This window comes from Kineosporiaceae bacterium SCSIO 59966, from assembly GCA_020881835.1.
In the GTDB taxonomy this organism is placed as follows: domain Bacteria; phylum Actinomycetota; class Actinomycetes; order Actinomycetales; family SCSIO-59966; genus SCSIO-59966.
This window is the reverse complement of sequence record CP052876.1, coordinates 1430166-1448600: the sequence shown is the minus strand read 5'-3', so window position 1 is coordinate 1448600 and position 18435 is coordinate 1430166. Positions and strand designations below refer to the sequence as shown.

Here is an 18435-nt window from a genome sequence, read left to right as displayed (position 1 = left end):
GAGACCTACCGCCGCCAGAGACGTCGCGGCGGGCGTCCCGGCCCGGTCCGTGGTCGCTGGTGCTGGCGATGGTGGTGCTGGCCGTCGCCGTCACCGGGGCGCTGATGTGGCTGCGCGGTGGCGTCTCCGACGCCGAGGACGCCGGACAGGTGGTCGCAGGCACGTCCCCGGTCGCGGAGATCCCGCCTGGTCAGCGAACCGAGCCCGTGGACGTCAGCGGCACCGACCTCTACGGAAACCCCTTGTCGCTGGCGGACTTCCGCGGTGACGTCGTCGTCGTCAACGTGTGGGGCTCGTGGTGCGTACCGTGCCGCGAGGAGGCGCCGATGCTGAGCGCCCTCTCCGAGGAGCTGGCCGGCCGCGGGGTGTCCTTCGTCGGCATCGACGTGCGTGACAACGTCACGGCGGCGAAGGCGTTCGAGAACCGGTACGGCATCACGTACCCGAGCTTCGACGACCCACAGGCCCGCGCCGTCCTCGCCTTCCAGGGAACGGTGCCGGTGCAGGCGGTGCCCAGCACGATCGTGCTCGACCGGCAGGGCCGGGTCGCCGCGCGCATCATCGGCGTCGCGGAGGAGTCGACCCTGCGCGCGCTGGTGGACACCGCCCTCGCCGAGCCGGTGACCGGCACCACGTCGTGAGCCTGGAGACCGAGCGGGCCCGCTCCGAGCCGCGGGCCACAGAGCCGATCCGCCAGCCGCGGCTCGGGCCGGCCGGCTGGGCGCGGTGGGCCTGGCGCAGGCTGACCTCGATGCGGACGGCGCTCGCGCTGCTGGCGCTGCTCGCGCTGGCCGCCGTGCCGGGGTCCCTACTGCCCCAACGGGGAATCAGCCCAGCGAACGTGGCGGGCTTCCGGGAGATGTACCCGACCGTCTTCCCGTGGCTGGACCGGCTGGGCTTCTTCGAGGTCTACTCCGCACCCTGGTTCGCGGCGGTCTACCTGCTGCTGCTCGTGTCGCTCACCGGGTGCGTGCTGCCGCGCTGCCGGCAGCTGTGGCGAGGCTGGCGAGCCAGACCACCCGCTCCTCCACCGAGCCTCGCGCGGTACACCGAGCGGCAGGCCTGGACGACGACACGGCCGGCGTCCGACGTCCTGGCCCAGGCCGCGACCGAGCTGCGGCGCCGGCGCTTCCGGGTACGGAGCGAGCCCGACGCGGTGACCGCGGAGAAGGGCGGGCTGCGCGAGCTCGGCAACCTGTCCTTCCATCTCTCGCTGCTCGTGCTGCTCGTCGGCGTCGCGGTCGGCTCGCTCTACGGCTTCGAGGGGCGGGTCATCGTCGTGGAGGGCGCCGGCTTCACCAACACCCGCACGCAGTACGACGACTTCGTCGGCGGCCCCTGGGTCGACGAGACGAACCTCGAGCCGTTCGCGTTCACCCTGGACAGCTTCTCGGCACGGTACGAGACGAGTGGCCCGCAGACCGGGACGCCCCGGGACTTCTCCGCGAAGATCGCCTACGACGCCGACCTCGACGGCGACAGCCGGCCCTTCGAGATCCGGGTGAACCGTCCGCTGGTGGTGGGCGGCACCAAGGTGTTCCTCACCGGCAACGGCTACGCCGTGGACGTGACGGTGCGGGACGGCAGCGGCGAGCCGGTGTTCGCCGGGCCGGTGGTCTTCCTGCCCCTCGACGGCAACCTGACCTCGGACGGCGTCATCAAGGTGCCGGACGCTCGTCCGGTGGAGCTCGGCTTCCAAGGGCTCTTCCTGCCCACCGCCTCGTTCGAGGACACCGGGCCCCGATCCGTGTTCCCGCAATTGCTCGAGCCGCAGCTGCTGCTGAACGCGTGGACCGGCGACCTGGGCCTGTCGTCGGGAGCCCCGCAGTCGGTGTACGAGCTGGACACCTCCGGCATGGAGCAGGTCATGGTCGACGGCGAACCGTTCACCCAGGCGCTTCGCGTCGGCGAGACGATGACGCTGCCGGGCGGCCAGGGCAGCGTCACGTTCGACGGCGTGTCCCGGTTCGCGAACTTCCAGATCGCCTACGACCCGGGCAAGGAGATCTCGCTCGTCGCCGCACTGCTGCTGCTCGCCGGGCTGACCGCCTCGCTGACCGTGCGGCACCGCCGCGTCGTCGTCCGCGTACGGCCCGGCAGCGACGGCACGACGTCCGTCGAGGCGGGAAGCCTGGGGCTCACCCGGCTCGGCCCGCCGAGCGGCGAGCTCGCCCGCATCACGACCACGATCGGCGCTCCCGCTGCCGACGACGAACCGACGAAGGAGTGACCGTGCCAGCCGACATCACCCTCGGCCAGCTCAGCAACCTGCTCGTCTACTCCGCGATGGCCGTCTACGCGCTCGCCATGGTGGGGTACGCCCTCGACTCCGCCCTGGCGGCTCGCCCGTCGGCCCGGCCGGCCCTGGCGGGTGTCGCGGTCGCCCTGGCCCGCCCGGAGCGCACCGGGCGGGTGGCGACGTCCCTGACGGTGCTGGCGTTCGGGCTGCACGCGTCGGGGGTGGTGTTCCGGGCGGCAGCGGCCGGCAGGGTGCCCTGGGGCAACATGTACGAGTTCGCCACGACCGGCGCGCTCGCGGCGACCGCCGCGTACCTGTTCTTCATGCGGCGCTACCCGCTGCGCGACCTCGGCGCCTGGGTCGTCGGCGTCGTCCTGCTGACGCTGGGGCTGTCGGTCACGGTCCTGTACACCCCGGCCGGGGACCTGGTCCCGGCGCTGGACTCCTACTGGCTGGTGATCCACGTGATCGCGGCCATCGTGTCGGGCGGGATCTTCACGGTCGGCGCTCTCGCCGCGGCCCTGTACCTGCTGCGGCGGCGTTCCGCCGCAACGCTGGAGCGCGTCGTCCACGTGACGCACCTGTTCGCGTTCCCGCTGTGGACCTTCGCCATCATCGCCGGCGCGATCTGGGCCGAGAACGCCTGGGGCCGGTACTGGGGCTGGGACCCCAAGGAGGTCTGGTCGTTCGTCACGTGGGTGCTGTACGCCGCCTACCTGCACGCGCAGGCCACGGCCGGCTGGCGCGGGCGCCGGGCGACGTGGTTCGCCCTCGCCGGCTACGTGGCGTTCGTGTTCAACTTCTTCGGCGTCAACATGTGGATCACCGGGCTGCACTCGTACGCCGGCATCTGACCGCGGACGCCCGTCACCCGGCGTGCACCCGCACCCGGTGGTAGCCGGACGCGCCGCTCGGGAACGGCGCCCGCGGCGCGCCGTCCTGCACCGTGCCGTCGCCGCCGGTGCACCGCACCCTCAGCTCGTGGGTCCCCGACGTCAGGACGACGTCGGCCCGCCAGCGGCGCCAGGCCGCCGGGGCCAGCTCGCCGGCCAGCTCGGCGCCGACCCAGGCCCCTCCGTCGACCGACACCTCGACCGACCGGACGCCGGCCGGCGGCGCCCACGCGACGCCGGTCACCGTGACGGGTCCGGCGGCCAGTCGGCTGCGGTGAGCCGGGGCGTCGATGCGCGCCATGGGCCGGACCGGCACCGGCCCGTGCGGCCACCCGCGGCCCTGCCAGTAGTCGCGGTTCGGCACAGCCTGCAGCCGGAGCTCGGTCAGCCACTTGGCTCCCGCGTACTGCCCGTACAGGCCGGGCACGAGCACCCGCGCCGGGAAGCCGTGGCTCGCAGTCAGCGCGCGCCCGCCCATACCGAGGACGACGTAGGCGTCACGGTCGGCAAGGAGCCGCAGCGGCAGGCTGCACTCCCAGCCGTCGACGGACCGCGTGACCAGTGTGCGGGCGGCATCCGTCGGCTCCGCCCGATCGAGCAACCGGGCCAGTGGCAGGCCGGTCCAGCGCTGGTTGCCGAGCCGGTCCCACCCGAGCCGGTTGTGAATGCACACCATCGCCGCGTCGAACTCCACCAGGTCCTCGTCGAGGAGCTCGGCGTACCCGACGGACAACGGACGGCGCACCTCGCCGGTGACCGTCAGCCGCCACCGGTGCACGTCGACGACCGGGGGCCTCATCGCCACGTCGGTGACGTAGAAGTCCTCCACCGGGGTCAGCAACGCCGGAGCGCCGGGCCAGTCCTCGGCGCCGTCCCGGGCGGGCGGCAGGGGTCGAGCCACCGCAAGGGGCCGCGTCGCGTACGCGGCGTCCTGGCGTTCCCGCCGCCTCGCCTGCTGTCGCCACGCGGTGGCGACGCCGGCGCCGGCCAGGGCGAGCGACGCGGCGGGCAATCGCAGCCGGCCGCGCCGACCGGTGCGCCCGGCCAGCGCCCCCGCCGCGAGCACCGCTGCCACGACGGTCGCGCGGACCGCCGGCTTGTCGGCCGACCGCAGCAACCTGACCCCGAGCTCCACGGCCGACCGGGGGGTGCGGTCGACGACGAGCTGGCCTGCGGCGTCCACGGTCGACCGGCGGCCGGCGACGGCGACCGCCGTCTCCACCGCCGCCAGGCCCGCTCCGGCGGCCGCGGCGCCGGTCAACCACCCACGAGAGGCGTACATGTGCGCTACGGTAGCTGAACGTTGACGTTTCATGGAAGAGGCGCGGGTGATGCAGGAGAGGGAGCGGCCGCTGCTGGACGACGCGGTGCTGGCCGCCGCCGCGCGGGTGATGTCCGAGCACGGCTGGCACGACTTCACGCTCGAGCGGGTCGCCGATGCCGCCGGGGTCTCCCGGGTGACGCTCTACCGCCGCGGAGTCAGCAAGGACCTGCTGGTGGAGGCGCTCACCGTCGGAGCGGCCCAGGCCTGGCAGGCGGCGTTGTGGCCGGCGCTGACCGGTCGCGGCAACGCGGCGGAGCGCATGCGGGCGGCGCTGCAGGCGTGCTGTGACGTCGTCGAGGAGCACCTCGCGCTGCTCGCCGGCCTGTCGACCGCGCCGGACCCGCTGTTCCACCTCGACGACCCCGCACCGGGGCGGCACGACACCCGCGAGGTCTACGTGCGGCCCTTCGAGCGGCTGCTGCTCGACGGAGCCGCGGAGGGCAGCCTGTCGCCTCAGGACGACCCCGAGAGGACCGCCACGGTGCTGTTCAACGTCGTCCCCCGCACGTACCTCCACCTCCGCGTCGCCCACGGCTGGGGACCGGAGGAGACCGTCACCGCACTGAACCGGCTGCTGCTGGACGGGCTGCTGCCGCGACCCACCGAGCCTGACCGCTGAGGAGGACACGATGGCGACGAGCGTGAGCACCCTCGGACCGATCCGCGAGGTCGTCCTGCCCGAGGGCACCATCCGATACCACGAGGCCGGACCGGCCACAGCCCCGGTGCTCGTGTTCGTGCACGGCATCGTCGCCAACGCCGACGTGTGGCGGCACGTCGTCCCGGAGCTGTCCGAGCGGTACCGCTGCATCGCCCCGGACTGGCCGCTCGGCGGGCATGTGGCGTCGATGCGCCGCGGCACCGACTTCACGTTGCCGGGCCTGGCCGACCTGGTCGCCCGTACGCTGGAGGCCCTGGGCCTCGACGGGGTCGTCCTGGTCGGCAACGACACCGGAGGCGCCGTCTGCCAGGCGGTGGCCGCCGGCCCGCACGACCGCGTCCGAGCGCTCGTGCTGACCCCCTGCGACGCCTTCGAGAACTTCTTGCCGTTGCCGATCCGGCACCTCCAGCTGGTCGGGCGGACCACGGTCGGACTCCGGCTGCTCGCCGAGACGCTGAGGTGGCCGGCCGTCTACCGACTGCCGATCGCCTTCGGGCTGCTCACCCGCAGACCCATCCCGCACGAGATCATGACGAGCTACACCGAACCCCTGCGGCAGCACGCAGGCACGCGACGCGACTTCGCCGAGCTGGTCCGGGCCATCTCCCGCCGGTACACGCTCGACGCCGCCGACGCCCTGCCGGGGTTCGACAAGCCGGCCCTCGTGGCCTGGGCCCGCCAGGACTTCTTCCCCCTCGCCCACGGCCAGCGCCTCGCCGGGCTGCTGCCGGCCGCCGAGCTGGCCGTGATCGAGGACTCCGGGCCCTTCGTCGGCGAGGACGCGCCGCACGAGCTCGCCAGGCTGATCCACGACTTCGTGGCCCGGCGCGTTCAGCCGACGGTGCCGGCCTGAGGTCTCGTCCCGGCGACGACGAGCGGCCGCTTGCCGGTCGGGCCCGCCGGGATGGCATCGACCACGCAGACGCGGACCGCGGGCAGGAGCGCACCGGCGGAGGCGAGGGCCTCCGTCAGGTTCCGCTCCAGACCTACCGGGTCGAAACCCTGTGCCGGAGAGGCGATCAGCACACTCAGCCCCCCAGGCTCCTGACGCACCTGCCATCCCGAAGCCTCCACCAGGTCGAGCGCGCGGTGGAAGACCACCGGGTGCACCCGGACCGTCTCGCCGGCGCGGGCCCCGGGGAGCTCGAGCACGTCGTCCGTCCTGCCCTCGACCCCGGCGAGGAGCCGGAACGGGCGGCCGCACGTGCACCGGTGGGTGGCCACCTCGACCCGGTCGGTCATCTCGTAGCGGATCAGCGGCAGGGTGCGGCTGAACAGCACCGTGACCAGCAACCGGTCCCCGGGCTGCCCGTCCGGCACCGGGCGGTAGTGGCTGTCGACGACCTCGGGGATGACGAGGTCCTCGAACAGGTGCATGCCGAGGTGGCGGTCGCACTCCGCCGCGATGCCGCCGGTCTCGGTGGCGGCGTAGACGTCGAACGGCGGCACACCCCATGCCCGCATGACCATGTCGCGGACCTGAGACGTCAGCACCTCGGAGGAGGAGCTCACCGCGCGCGGCGCGATGCGCAGCCGGCCCTCCATCTGCTCGCCGGCCAGCGCGCGGAGCATCGACGCGTAGGCGACGAGGACCTCGGGCTGGATCTCGTTCAGCCGGTCCGCGAGCCGGGGCAGCGGCGTCCCGGCGTCCAGCCGCTCGCTGTCGACGAACCGGCTGCGCACGGTGGTGGCCACCCGCGAGGACTGGTGCCAGACGGTGGTCGAGCTCACGACTGCCAGGCGGGTCGGCCGGCGCAGCCCTGCCCGGATGCCTGACCACTCGTTCGCCCGCGCGTACGAGGCGATCACGGTCGCCCACTCCTGGCGGTTGCTGGGGATCACGCTCCGGAGCCCGGAGCTGCCCGACGTCGCGGACACCGAGTACCGGCCGGCGAACACCTCCTCGTCACCGGCGACGGCCAGGTACTGCTGCAGATCGGCCAGCCGGACGGCCGGGTCGGTGCTGACCTGGTCGAAGCTGCCCATCAGGTCGGCCTTGGTCACGACCGGCAGCTCCTCCAGCGGGGCACGTTCGAGGCCCCGATGGAGGCGCTGGTAGAACGGCGACCGCGCGCACGCGAAGTCACGCAGCCGGCCGAGCTCGCGGCGCTGGTGGGCCAGCAGCTCCTCGCGCGACCAGCGTTCACGGCCGCGGAGGGCCCGCCTGAGCCACAGGATCCTCACAAGCAAGGAGACGGACACCTGGCGTCCCGAGCGTCATTCGTCGTGGTGGACGTCGTGCTCCTGCGTCGGAGCCGGGTCCGGCGTCGTGACGGGGGCACCGTCACCGCTGATCGCCGGCCCGATCACGAACGCGGACAGCGAGAACATGGCGGCGAACAGGCCGAGCGCGAGCGCGGGCGCCCGCCAGGTGCCGAACCGGCGGCGCAGGCGGAGCAGGAACGGCACGGACAGCGCGAGGCCGGCGGCACCGAACGCCAGGTTGCCCGCAACCCCGGTCAGCGCGAGGGTGCCGACGAGGAAGCCGACGTGGTGCAGGACGTGCGGCAGGAGGCCCATCACGGCGCCGATGGCGGCTGAGATCCCGTTCCAGATCACCCGCAGCCGGCCCACTCGGGCCTGTGTTGCTGACGGGACCGCCTCGGTCTGGGTCGCGCTCGTCACGAGGACCACCTCCGCTGTTGACGCGTGCGTCCAGGCTGGCCCCGCACCCTCACGGCTGTGGCACGGAAGTGCTGAAGGTTTGACGAAGGCTCACAGGTAGCTCATCGGGTCTACGGCACGCCCGTTGGAGTAGACCTCGAAGTGCAGGTGGCAGCCGGTCGAGGCGCCCGTGCTCCCCACGTAGCCGATCACCTGCCCCCGCGAGACCCGCTGCCCGGCACTGACCGCGAAGCCCTGCAGGTGCATGTAGACGGTGCCGAGCGCGTCCCCGCCGACGACCCCGTTGTCGAGCACGATCCGGTTCCCGGCGGAGCCGGCGGGGGCGGCGCTGGAGACAGTTCCCGAGGCGGCGGCCCGCACCGGCGTGCCGCAGGCGTTGCCGAAGTCGGTGCCGTTGTGCATGCGCCGCGTCCCGTAGACGGGGTGCACCCGCCAGCCGAACGGGGACGTCACCCGGCCTGTCACCGGCCGGAGCAGACCGGCCTCGGAGCCGGTGTCCGGCGGCGGTGCAGGCGCCGGCGGCCTCGCCGCCGGCGCGTCGCGCCCGGCTCGGGCCCGCTCGGCCGCGCGGGCCCGCTCGGCCGCGCGAGCCTGCTCGGCCGCCCGGGCCGCCTGCTCCCGGACGGCGCGCTCACGGGCCTCCCGTTCCGCGCGCTCACGCGCCTCGCGGGCGAGGCGCTCCATCTCCGCCTGGAGAGCCGCTGCCTCCTGCTCGAGGTCGGTCAGCCGCTGCATCTCGGCCGCCTTGCGCGCCTCGGCGTCCGCCAGCAGCGTCTGGCGCTCCCCGACGAGCCGCTCGGACTCGGCCGTCAGCCGCTCCTGCTCCCGCTGCGCCTGGTCGGCCGCGGCGGCGGCCGCCTCGGCCTCCTGCCGGGCCGCGTCGACGGCGTCCGCGGCTGCCTCCTGCCGGGCAGTGGCCGAGCGGGCCTGGGCGCGGGCCAGCTGGGCGGCCTGCACCTGCTGGTTCTGGGCCAGGCCCACCCGGTCCAGCGCCTCGAGCCGCGAGGTCAGGTCGGCGACCGAGTCGGCACCCAGGACGACCGACATCCCGTCCCAGGACGTCGCACCCGCGTACGCGCGCCGAGCGAGACGGCCCGCGTCCACCTGCACCCGTCCGAGCCGGGCCTCCGCGTCCCCTACCTGCTGGCGCGCCTTCTGCTCGGCCAGCACGGCCGCCTCCAGCTCGGCAGCAAGCCGCTGCTCCTCCGCACGGGCCGCCCGGGCCCGGGCGGTCGCCGCCTCGAGAGCCCCCTGGTTCGCCGCCAGGGCAGCCGTGGCGTCCTGGAGGGCCGTCCCGAGCGCGCCGAGCTCTCCGCTCGTCTCCTCCAGGGCGGCCCGCGTCTCACGGGTCTCCTGCTCGACGGCGCGCTTCCGCTGCCGGAGCTCCTCGGACCCCGACGGCCCCGCGGTAGCGGCTCCTGCACCGGGTACCAGGAGCAGCGCCGCGAGGGCGGCGGCCGTGCTGGCTGTGACTCGACGCTTCATCGGCCCTCCGTGAGCAACTCACTGCGGACCGTACTACGGTCGATAGTACTGTGACTAGTGGTTCTGGAGTGACGATCCTCGCAGGGGGACGTCGGGCAGATCAGCGCAGGGCAAGGCCCGCGACGGCGCCGAGGGACGCCAGCACCGCGAGCACCAGGGTGACGCGGCGCCCGTGGGCGGTGAGCCGCGGCGTGTCCCGGAGGGGGAAGAGCACCTGCCTGCCGGCGACGTAGGCCGCCAGCGCGGCGACGAGCACGAGACCGTCGCCGCCCCTCCCCACCACCAGGACGGCGACCAGCGCTGTAGCGCCCACGACGCCGGCGAGTGCGGACTCCATCAGCTGCACCGGGATCCGTCGCACCCCGAGCCGCCGGTCCGACAACCACATCCCCCACCGGGACGCCGTCGGCCGCCCGGCGCAGCACCCGCCCAGCAGGCAGCCGAACCGGCCGACGGTCATCCCGAAGAGCAGCCCGGGAGCCGACACGTCGAGCACCGCGCCCAGCGGCAGGTCCAGCGCCAGCGAGCCGGCGACCAGCAGGCCGAGGACGGCGATGACGAAGCCCTGGACGGACATCCCCGACGTGAGGACGCTGCGCAGCTCCCGAGGATGCGTGACCAGGTAGTAGGCCTTGGCGCCGAGCAGGCCGAGAAGCGACGCGGCGACGGTCAGCAGGAGCAGGCGCGGCACGGGGAGCCCGAGCCGTGCGGCGAGCAGGCTCTGGACGGCGATGGCCAGCACCGCTCCGGTGCCGACGAGCGCCGGCCACGCCCACAGGCGCACTCCGGGCGCCCGCACCCGGATGACCGGGGCGAACGCCGTGCTCCCGGACGCCGTCCCGCGCGGCAGCTTCGGGTCACGGGAGGGAACCCACTGTGCCGCAGCGCCTTTCGGCGCCGGCTGCACCGGAGTCGCAGTGACGTCCCAAGTGCCGGGGGACAGCCCGGGGATCCGCGTGGTGACCGAGACGCGGCCGCTGCCGGGGACCACCCGCTCGACCGTGGCGACCCGGGTGAAGGTCGTGACGCCGTCCGGACGGGGCTCTCCACGGAGCCGGCCCTGCAGGAGCACCCTCACGGCGTACGGCTCACCGTCCGGGGCGGCGTCGAACCAGTAGGTGACGCCGAGGGACTGCGGGTCGACGTCCGCCAGGCTCCGGCACGTGAACGACGTGACCTCCACCGACCCGGGGGTGTCGACCGTCACGGCCGGCCGAGAGGGGCGGACGGGCCGGGGGGCCGGCCGGTGCACCTGGGCGCCGCTCGCCGGGGCGCCGGGGCGATGGAAGGCGCTGCCGCCTGACGGCCGCTGCTGCGGCTTCTTCTTCGGCATCCCGCGTCCCTCAGGCGACGTACGAGAGCACGGTCATCATGCCTAGCTCCGCGTGGTAGATGTTGTGGCAGTGGACCGCCCACTGGCCGGGGTTGTCCGCCTGGAGGTCGACCGCCAGCGTCTCCATTGGCAGAACGTTCACGGTGTCCTTGCGGATCCCCGGCCCCTGCCTGCCGACCAGGGCGAACGTGTGGCCGTGCAGGTGCATCGGGTGGAACATCATCGTGGAGTTCCGCAGCACCAGGCGGACTCGTTCGTCCGAGGCCAGCTCCAGCGCCTCGTGGTCGCCGAACGCCGCGCCGTTGATCAGCCAGCGCCGGCCTCCGTCGTCCATCTGCAGGTCGAGCCGCAGCTCGCGGTCGGGCTCGCGGGGCTCGAGCGCCGCCGCGTCGGTGGGCCTCAGGTCCCCGTAGCCCAGCAGCTGCCCGTCCAGCTCGGCCGGCCGCACCGTGGGGTCCGGCGCCGTCCCGGAGGCGGTGCGCAGCACCGCCATCCCGTGCGGGTCCTCCTTGCCCTCGGGCACGGCCACGATCGGGAACGCGCCGTCGCCCGCGGTGACGACGACGTCGTACCGCTCCCCCATGCCGAGGATCAGGGTGTCGACCTCGACGGGCTGGACGGCGAACCCGTCGGTGTGCGTGACCGTGAGCCGGTGGCCGCCGACGGCGAACCGGTAGGCGGTGTCGCTGCCGGCGTTGACGATCCGGAAGCGGATGCGCCGGCCGGGCGCCGACTCGACGGTGAACGGCGCCTGCGGCAGCCGGCCGGCCACGAGGTGAGCCGGGTAGGCCACGTCACCGGTGTCCGTGCCGAGGGGCTGCCTCGTCGAGGGCATGGCGTCGCCCATGCTCATCCCCCCGTGGTCCATGCCCCCCATCTCCATGTCGCCCATCGGCATGCCCTCGCGGCGCATCCGGTCCAGGATCTGCTCGGGGTCGTCGCCCCAGCCGTGGGTCCAGTCGTCCAGGACCAGGACGACGTCCTGGTCGTACTCGCCCGGCTCGTCCGGGTCCTCGACGACCAGCGGCGCGTACAGCCCGGTGTCCAGCTGGACGCCGACGTGCGGGTGGAAGAAGAACGTGCCGGGGTGCGGGACGACGAACGCGTAGTCGAAGGTGCCGGCAGCCGCCACCGGGTCCTGGGTCAGCCCGGGCACGCCGTCCATGTCGTTGCGCAGCGCGAGCCCGTGCCAGTGCACCGTGGTCGGGTCCGGCAGCTCGTTGACCAGCCGGACGCGCAGCTCGTCCCCGGCGGTCACCCGGATCTCCGGCCCGGGCAGCGTGCCGTCGTAGGCCCAGGTCTGCACGACGCGCCCTCCCAGGTCCACCGCGGCTGGGCCGCAGCGCAGCGTCCTGGTCACCACGGTGCCCGTGGTCCGGCGCGCGGCCTCGGTCAGCTCGACCGCGGAGGCGCCGGGACCCACCGCCGCCGGGTCGGCGAGCAGCCGCGAGCCGGCCACGCCGCCACCGAGGCCGACGGCACCGAGGGCGCCGAGCTGCAGCACCCGGCGACGGCTGAGGCTGCGGGTGGCGAGACCGGACGAGGGCGTGGAGGGCACGACAAAACTCCCGAGGTGCGACGACGACGGCTTGCCGACCGATCGTGGGCGACGCCTACGAAGATCCTCGTACTCTTCCGTCAAGGTTCCGTGAAGGCGGCGCGCACCGGACCGACGAGTGCCGATAGTAGTGGCTCGACGCGACGGAAGGCGGAATCAGACCCTGATTTTGCAGCCGGCGATGACTTGACGCCCGTGTCGTGACGCGAAAGTGCCCTTGCTGCAAGGGAAGATCGTGGTTGTCGAAGCCGCGATCACCGAGCAGGAAGGGCACCTTCGAGGTGAACGATACCGGGCTGTTGTTCGAGGTCGAGGATGTCGTGCTGGCGCGTCCGGCGCGGCCGGTGCCGGTGCCCGTGGTGAGCGCCTCGGAGGCGGATCTGACGCCGGTGGCGGGGGTGGCGTTGTGGGGTCCGGTGCTGGACCGGCTGAATCTCGTGGCCGAGGCCGACCGGCGCGAGCTGCGCCCGATCGGCCCCGGCGGCTACACCGGGGGTGAATGTTACCGGGCGCTGGTGGAGATGCTGCTGGCCGGCGGGGACTTCCTGTCCGACCGGTACCTGCTGGCCGACCCCGCGACCGCCGCGCTGCGCGGCGCGAACGCGCTGCCGAGCGTCGCCACCTCGTGGCGGTTCCTGGCCGGGGCGGACCTGGGCCGGGTCGTCAAGGCCGCGGCGGTCAACCGGGCGATGCTGCGCCGGGCGTGGGCCTGCGGCGCCGCCCCCGACGGGAACCGGCTGACGATCGACCCGGACGCCACGAGGGTGGCGGTCTACGGGCCGGGCAAGGAAGGCAGCGCGTTCTCCCGGACCGGGCAGACGGCGCTGTCCCCGCGTCGGGGTGTGCGGGGAGACCGGGGACGTGCTGGCGCTGCGGGCCCGCGGCGGCGCCGCCAACGACGGCCGCGCGATGGGCAGCTTCATCGACGAGTGCGTCGGCGCCATCCCAACGGGCTGCCGGGGCTCCTATCGACTGTGGATCCGGGTGGACTCCGCCGGCTACCAGGACCAGGTGATCGCGGCCGCCGAACGCCACGACGCGGACTACTCGGTCACCGCCCGCGACTACCCGAACGTCGCCGCCGCGGTGCACGCGCTGGCCAGCGACGACGCCACGGTCTGGGCGCCGGCACTCGGCAACGAGACCGGCAAGGGCAGCCAGGTCGCCGAGACCAGCACGACGTTGCTCGGGCGCACCGTGCGGTTGATCGTGCGCCGCCAACCCAAGGCCGACGGCGAGCAGCTGGCGATCGACGACCTGGACGGCTGGCGGCTGCACGCCATCATCACCAACGTGCCGGGCGAGCGGATGACCGCAGCCGAGGTGGAGGCCCACCACCGGCTGCGCGGCGGGATCCCCGAGGACACCATCCGGGCGCTCAAGAACGACTTCGGGATGATCCACGCACCCGTCCAGTCGTTCTTCGGGAACTGGCTGTACTGGCAGGCCGCCGCGCTGGCCCACAACGTCGCCCTGTGGCTGCGGACCTTGGCCCTGCCCCGGGCGTACCGCCGCGCCCGCGGCAAACGACTGCGGCTGGCGTTCCTGAACGTCGCCGCCCGCCTCGTGCGCTCCGGGCGGCGCCTGCACCTGCGGTTCGCCGCCGCCTACCCCCACGTCGAAGCGTTCACCGACGCGCTCAAACGGATACGGGCCCTGCCCGCCTTCGGCTGACCACCACCGAACCACAAGATCACCGAGCACCCAATGCGATGACACGCGCCCTGATCACCCCCGGACGCCCTCATCAGCAGCAGACAGCAACCCAACGGAGTCAGCGACCGAGCCGACGCCTCAACCGCTGACCCCAACGGGCCCGGAATCGTCGAATCCGATCAAGACAAACCGGGCAGGGCGAACCCGGCTGAAAAATCAGGGTCTGACACTGCTGATCGCAGGCCTGCTCATCTTCAGCCTGCGCCGTCGCCTGGGCCGGCTCTAGACAGTCTGGTCTGGCAGGCGCCCTGGCCCACGAGCAGACCGTCGAGCCGCTGGACGGCGATCCCGCCCACTCCGGGAACAGCCTGCTGCGGGGCTCACTGGGCACGTAGGGCACCCTGGTCCGGTGAAGCTCTCCCAGTTCGTGCTCGGCGCGAACGTCGTCGCCCAGTCCGGCATCGTCGTGACCGGCGGGCTCGTCCGGCTCACCGGCTCCGGGCTGGGCTGCCCGACCTGGCCGCAGTGCGTCCCGGGCAGCTACACCCCGGTGGTCGAGCAGGCGGACGGCTGGCACCCCTACATCGAGTTCGGCAACCGGCTGCTGACCTTCGTCGTCGGTCTCACCGCACTGGCCGCGCTCGTCCTCGTCTGGCGGACCGGCCGCCGGCACCTGCGTCCCCTGGCCGCAGCCCCGTTGCTCGGGGTCGTCGCCCAGGCGGTCCTCGGCGGTGTCACCGTGCTGACCTCGCTGCACCCGGTGACCGTGGCGGCGCACTTCCTGGTGTCCATGGTCATCGTCGCGCTGTCGGTCTGGCTCTACGTCCGGGTGCACTCCCCCGACGGCCCCGCCCGGCTCGTCGTGGCACCGGTCGTCCACCGGCTCGCCATGCTGCTCGCGGCGGTCGGCGCCGCCGTCCTGGTCGTGGGCACGGTCGTCACCGGCAGCGGGCCGCACTCCGGGGACGCCGAGGCGCCGGCGCGCTTCGACCTCGACCCGCGCACGGTGAGCTGGGTGCACGCCGACCTCGTCCTGCTGTTCGTCGGCCTGCTCGTCGGCCTACTCGTCGCGCTGAGCGCGACCGGGGCGCCTCAACGGGTGCGAGAGCGCGCCCGCTGGGTGCTCCTGGTCACGCTCGCGCAGGCACTCGTCGGCTACGTGCAGTACGCCACCGGGCTGCCGGAGGTGCTGGTCGCCCTGCACATGCTCGGCGCCGTCCTGCTCGTCGTCACCCTCACCGCGCTGCTGGCCGCACTGCGGGAGCGGACCCCGCGGCCCGAGACGGACCCGGGGCTCACCAGGGGGACGGCACGAACGGATCCACCGCGATCGCGACGAACAGAAGCGTCAAGTACGTGATCGACGCGTGGAACAGCCGCATCGCGCGGACCTCGTCGGCCCGCTCGGCGCGGCGCGCCCGCGCCTGCAGGGCGTAGGCCTCGACCAGGAACCACGCACCGAGGACGACGGCGGCCACGGCGTACACCGCGCCGGTCGGGCCCAGCGGCACCAGCAGCAGGGTCACGGCGACCATCGCCCAGCTGTAGCGGACCACCTGGCGCGCCACGACGGTGGGCTCCTCGACCGCCCCGAGCATCGGCACGCCCGCGGCCTCGTAGTCCCGCCGGTACTTCATCGACAGCGGCCAGTAGTGCGGCGGCGTCCACAGGAAGATGACGAGGAACAGCAGCCACGGCGCCCAGGTCAGGCTCTCGGTCACCGCGGCCCACCCGATGAGCACGGGCATCGCCCCTGCGGCCCCGCCCCAGACGATGTTCTGCCGGGTCCGCCGCTTGAGCCCGATCGTGTAGAAGACGACGTAGAGCAGCACGGCAGCCGCGGTGAGCAGGGCGGCAAAGGTGTTGACGAGCACCGCGAACCACAGCACCGACACGACCGACAGGCCGACACCGAACCACAGCGCCTCCCGCGGCCGCACGACGCCGGTGACCAGCGGGCGGGAGCTGGTCCGGTGCATGAGCCGGTCGATGTCCCGGTCGAGGTAGGAGTTCAGGGTGTGCGCGCCGCCCGCGGCGAGCGTGCCGCCGACCAGGGTGGCGAGCACGAGCCCGACGGACGGGAACCCGCCGGCGGCCAGGATCATCGTCGGCACCGTCGTCACGAGCAGCAGCTCGATGATCCGCGGCTTGAGCAGACCGACGAACCCCAGGACTCGCTCTCTGGAGCTGAATCGCCCGGTGCCTGCCGCGCGGCGCCGCGGCGCCTGAGGGCCGGCGGCCGGGTCGGCGGTCACGACGTTGATCAGTCCCTCGGGTCGCAGGTGCACGAGAGCAGGAGTCTACGCCCGCCCCCAGCGGCCACCGCGGCGGCGTCGGGTCGCGCGACCGGCACGCATCGGTAGGCTCGAACGGACCGGTGATGACGCAGACGAAGGCCGTGCAGGGCACCGGTGCCGCGGCCGGAGATGGGGTCTGGTGAGCGCAGTCGGCAGCACGGGAACGGGCAACCTGGAGGCGAGCGCGCTGGAAACGAGCACGCTGGAGTGGACGGACCTGGACCGCCGGGCGGTCGACACCGTCCGGGTCCTGGCCGCGGACGCCGTCCAGAAGGCCGGCAACGGCCATCCCGGGACGGCGATGAGTCTGGCGCCTGCCGCCTACCTGCTCTTCCAGCGGGTGATGCGCCACGACCCCGCTGACCCCCACTGGCTCGGGCGCGACCGGTTCGTGCTCTCGGCGGGGCACACCAGCCTGACTCTCTACCTGCAGCTGTTCCTGTCCGGCTACGGCCTCACCGTCGAGGACATCGCCGCCCTGCGGACCTGGGGCTCCAAGACTCCGGGGCACCCGGAGTACCAGCACACCGACGGCGTCGAGATCACCACCGGTCCGCTGGGCCAGGGCCTGGCCTCGGCGGTCGGCATGGCGATGGCGGCCCGCCGGGAGCGGGGGCTGCTCGACCCGGACGCCGCCCCCGGGCAGAGCCCCTTCGACCACCGGGTCTTCGTCATCGCCTCCGACGGCGACATGCAGGAGGGAGTGTCCGCCGAGGCCTCCTCGCTCGCCGGCCACCAGCGGCTCGGCAACCTCGTCGTCCTCTACGACGACAACGAGATCTCGATCGAGGACGACACCGACATTGCCTTCACCGAGGACGTCCTGGCCCGGTACGCCGCCTACGGCTGGCACACCCAGCGGGTCGACTGGCGGACCGGCCACGAGTACGTCGAGGACGTCGAGGCGCTGCACGCCGCCCTGCAGGCGGCGGTCGCCGAGACCGACCGGCCCTCGATCATCTCGCTGCGCACGGTCATCGGCTGGCCGGCCCCGAACCTCAAGGACACCGGCAAGGCGCACGGCTCGGCCCTCGGCGAGGAGGAGGTACGGGCGGTCAAGGAGATCCTGGGCTTCGACCCGGACGCCACGTTCGTCGTCGAGGACGAGGTCCTCGACCACACCCGGCGGGTCGCCGACCGTGCCCGAGCCGCCCGGGACGCCTGGGACCAGCAGTACGCCGACTGGCGGGCGGCCAACCCCGAGCGCGCCGACCTGCTCGACCGGATGCGGGAGCGGAGGCTACCGGCCGGCTGGACCGATGCGCTGCCGACGTTCCCCGCGGGGAAGGACATGGCCACCCGCAAGGCCTCGGGCGCGGTCCTGTCCGCCCTGGCGCCGGTGCTGCCGGAGCTGTGGGGCGGCTCCGCCGACCTCGCCGACAGCAACAACACGACGATGGAGGGTGAGCCGTCCTTCGTCCCGGAGGAGCACGCGACGCAGATGTTCCCGGGCAACCGGTACGGCCGGGTCCTGCACTTCGGCGTCCGCGAGCACGCGATGGGTGCCATCCTCAACGGCATCACGCTGCACGGCGGGACGCGTGCCTACGGCGGCACCTTCCTGGTGTTCAGCGACTACATGCGCCCCGCCGTCCGGCTCGCGGCACTCATGCAGATCCCGACCATCTACGTGTGGACCCACGACTCGATCGGTCTCGGGGAGGACGGGCCCACCCACCAGCCGATCGAGCACCTGGCCGCCCTGCGGGCCGTCCCGGGCCTGGCCGTGGTGCGGCCCGCCGACGCGAACGAGACGGTGTGGGCCTGGCGCACGGTGCTCGAGCGCACCGACGGACCCGCCGGGCTGTGCCTGACCCGCCAGAACGTCCCCACGTTCGAGCGCGGCGACGGGCCCGCCCGGGGTGACACGCTGGCCGCCGCCGACGGCACTGCCCGCGGTGGCTACGTCCTGGCCGAGGCCACCGGCGGCACCCCCGAGGTGATCGTCGTGGCCACCGGGTCGGAGGTGCAGCTCGCGCTGCAGGCCCGTGACCGCCTGCAGGCCGACGGGGTGCCCACCAGGGTCGTCTCGATGCCCTGCCGCGAGTGGTTCGCCGAGCAGGACGGCGAGTACCGCGAGTCCGTGCTGCCGACGGCCGTGCGGGCCCGGGTCTCGGTCGAGGCAGCCGTGGCCCAGGGCTGGCGGGACGTCGTCGGTGACGCGGGCCGCAGCGTGTCCGTCGAGCACTTCGGCGCCTCGGCCGACTACCAGACCCTGTTCCGTGAGCTCGGCGTCACCGCGGACGCCGTGGTCGAGGCGGCCCGGCAGTCCCTCGCCGCCGCCCGCGGCGAGGACTCCCCCGGCGGGACGGCGTCCGCCCCGGCGGACGGCGGCGCCGCCGACCGACCCTGAAGACCCCCACC

General features: G+C 73.7%; 13 protein-coding genes and 2 pseudogenes. 8 read left to right on the top strand and 7 right to left on the bottom strand.

The genetic code is table 11. From position 1 onward, the window contains the following. Positions 1 to 68 precede the first annotated feature (68 nt). The 3 genes from HJG43_06800 to ccsA all read left to right on the top strand — a co-directional run bounded on the left by HJG43_06800 (position 69) and on the right by ccsA (position 3093). Positions 69 to 641 (top strand): TlpA family protein disulfide reductase, encoded by a 573-nt coding sequence (locus HJG43_06800; GenBank protein ID UER55783.1) that lies wholly within the window; start codon positions 69 to 71, stop codon positions 639 to 641. Positions 642 to 751: 110 nt separating this feature from the next. Next, complete coding sequence (locus tag HJG43_06795; GenBank protein UER55782.1) at positions 752 to 2230, top strand: cytochrome c biogenesis protein ResB; 1479 nt, start codon at positions 752 to 754, stop codon at positions 2228 to 2230. A 56-nt stretch (positions 2231 to 2286) separates the two neighbouring features. Then, a complete protein-coding gene (gene ccsA, locus HJG43_06790; GenBank protein UER55781.1) occupies positions 2287 to 3093 on the top strand; it encodes a cytochrome c biogenesis protein CcsA in 807 nt (268 codons plus the stop codon). A gap of 13 nt (positions 3094 to 3106) precedes the next feature. On the opposite strand, the gene HJG43_06785 is transcribed toward ccsA, so the two are convergent. Further along, a complete protein-coding gene (locus HJG43_06785; GenBank protein UER54297.1) occupies positions 3107 to 4414 on the bottom strand; it encodes a molybdopterin-dependent oxidoreductase in 1308 nt (435 codons plus the stop codon). Positions 4415 to 4460: 46 nt separating this feature from the next. Here HJG43_06785 and HJG43_06780 point away from each other — a divergent pair, with 46 nt between their 5' ends. Continuing rightward, entirely contained in the window at positions 4461 to 5075 is a 615-nt protein-coding gene (locus HJG43_06780) for a helix-turn-helix transcriptional regulator (protein UER54296.1), read from the top strand. Positions 5076 to 5085: 10 nt separating this feature from the next. After that, a complete protein-coding gene (locus HJG43_06775; protein UER54295.1) occupies positions 5086 to 5970 on the top strand; it encodes an alpha/beta hydrolase in 885 nt (294 codons plus the stop codon). 50 nt (positions 5971 to 6020) lie between these two features. On the opposite strand, the pseudogene HJG43_06770 reads toward HJG43_06775, so the two are convergent. From HJG43_06770 to HJG43_06750, 5 genes and pseudogenes are all read right to left on the bottom strand, one after another. Continuing rightward, positions 6021 to 7319: pseudogene (locus tag HJG43_06770) on the bottom strand (phenylacetate--CoA ligase family protein). 15 nt (positions 7320 to 7334) lie between these two features. After that, the gene (locus HJG43_06765; GenBank protein UER55780.1) at positions 7335 to 7691 is read right to left on the bottom strand and encodes a hypothetical protein; all 357 of its coding nucleotides are present in this window, start codon (positions 7689 to 7691) and stop codon (positions 7335 to 7337) included. 141 nt (positions 7692 to 7832) lie between these two features. Beyond that, a complete protein-coding gene (locus HJG43_06760) occupies positions 7833 to 9227 on the bottom strand; it encodes a M23 family metallopeptidase (GenBank protein ID UER54294.1) in 1395 nt (464 codons plus the stop codon). A gap of 100 nt (positions 9228 to 9327) precedes the next feature. Continuing rightward, entirely contained in the window at positions 9328 to 10560 is a 1233-nt protein-coding gene (locus HJG43_06755) for a diacylglyceryl transferase (GenBank protein ID UER54293.1), read from the bottom strand. A gap of 10 nt (positions 10561 to 10570) precedes the next feature. Further along, positions 10571 to 12118: a multicopper oxidase family protein gene (locus tag HJG43_06750; protein ID UER54292.1), complete on the bottom strand. Its 1548-nt coding sequence runs from the start codon at positions 12116 to 12118 to the stop codon at positions 10571 to 10573. Between the two features lie 356 nt (positions 12119 to 12474). Here HJG43_06750 and HJG43_06745 point away from each other — a divergent pair. Both HJG43_06745 and HJG43_06740 read left to right on the top strand, forming a co-directional pair. Beyond that, a pseudogene (locus HJG43_06745) lies at positions 12475 to 13792 on the top strand (IS1380 family transposase). A 391-nt stretch (positions 13793 to 14183) separates the two neighbouring features. Further along, on the top strand, positions 14184 to 15134 hold the full coding sequence (locus HJG43_06740) for a heme A synthase (protein UER54291.1): 951 nt from the start codon (positions 14184 to 14186) through the stop codon (positions 15132 to 15134). Here HJG43_06740 and HJG43_06735 read toward each other — a convergent pair. Further along, positions 15070 to 16029 (bottom strand): protoheme IX farnesyltransferase, encoded by a 960-nt coding sequence (locus HJG43_06735; protein ID UER55779.1) that lies wholly within the window; start codon positions 16027 to 16029, stop codon positions 15070 to 15072. The genes HJG43_06740 and HJG43_06735 overlap by 65 nt on opposite strands. Before the next feature lie 178 nt (positions 16030 to 16207). On the opposite strand from HJG43_06735, the gene HJG43_06730 reads away from it, so the two are divergent. Continuing rightward, positions 16208 to 18424, top strand: coding sequence for a transketolase (locus HJG43_06730; protein ID UER55778.1), 2217 nt, complete (start codon positions 16208 to 16210; stop codon positions 18422 to 18424). Positions 18425 to 18435 lie beyond the last annotated feature (11 nt).

Excerpts from the sequence above, each read along its gene's own strand:
- HJG43_06800 (UER55783.1), top strand. The coding sequence starts at position 69 with ATGGTGGTGCTGGCCGTCGCCGTCACCGGGGCGCTGATGTGGCTGCGC.
- HJG43_06795 (UER55782.1), top strand. The coding sequence starts at position 752 with ATGCGGACGGCGCTCGCGCTGCTGGCGCTGCTCGCGCTGGCCGCCGTG.
- ccsA (UER55781.1), top strand. The coding sequence starts at position 2,287 with ATGGCCGTCTACGCGCTCGCCATGGTGGGGTACGCCCTCGACTCCGCC.
- HJG43_06785 (UER54297.1), bottom strand. The coding sequence starts at position 4,414 with ATGTACGCCTCTCGTGGGTGGTTGACCGGCGCCGCGGCCGCCGGAGCG.
- HJG43_06775 (UER54295.1), top strand. The coding sequence starts at position 5,086 with ATGGCGACGAGCGTGAGCACCCTCGGACCGATCCGCGAGGTCGTCCTG.
- HJG43_06760 (UER54294.1), bottom strand. The coding sequence starts at position 9,227 with ATGAAGCGTCGAGTCACAGCCAGCACGGCCGCCGCCCTCGCGGCGCTG.
- HJG43_06755 (UER54293.1), bottom strand. The coding sequence starts at position 10,560 with ATGCCGAAGAAGAAGCCGCAGCAGCGGCCGTCAGGCGGCAGCGCCTTC.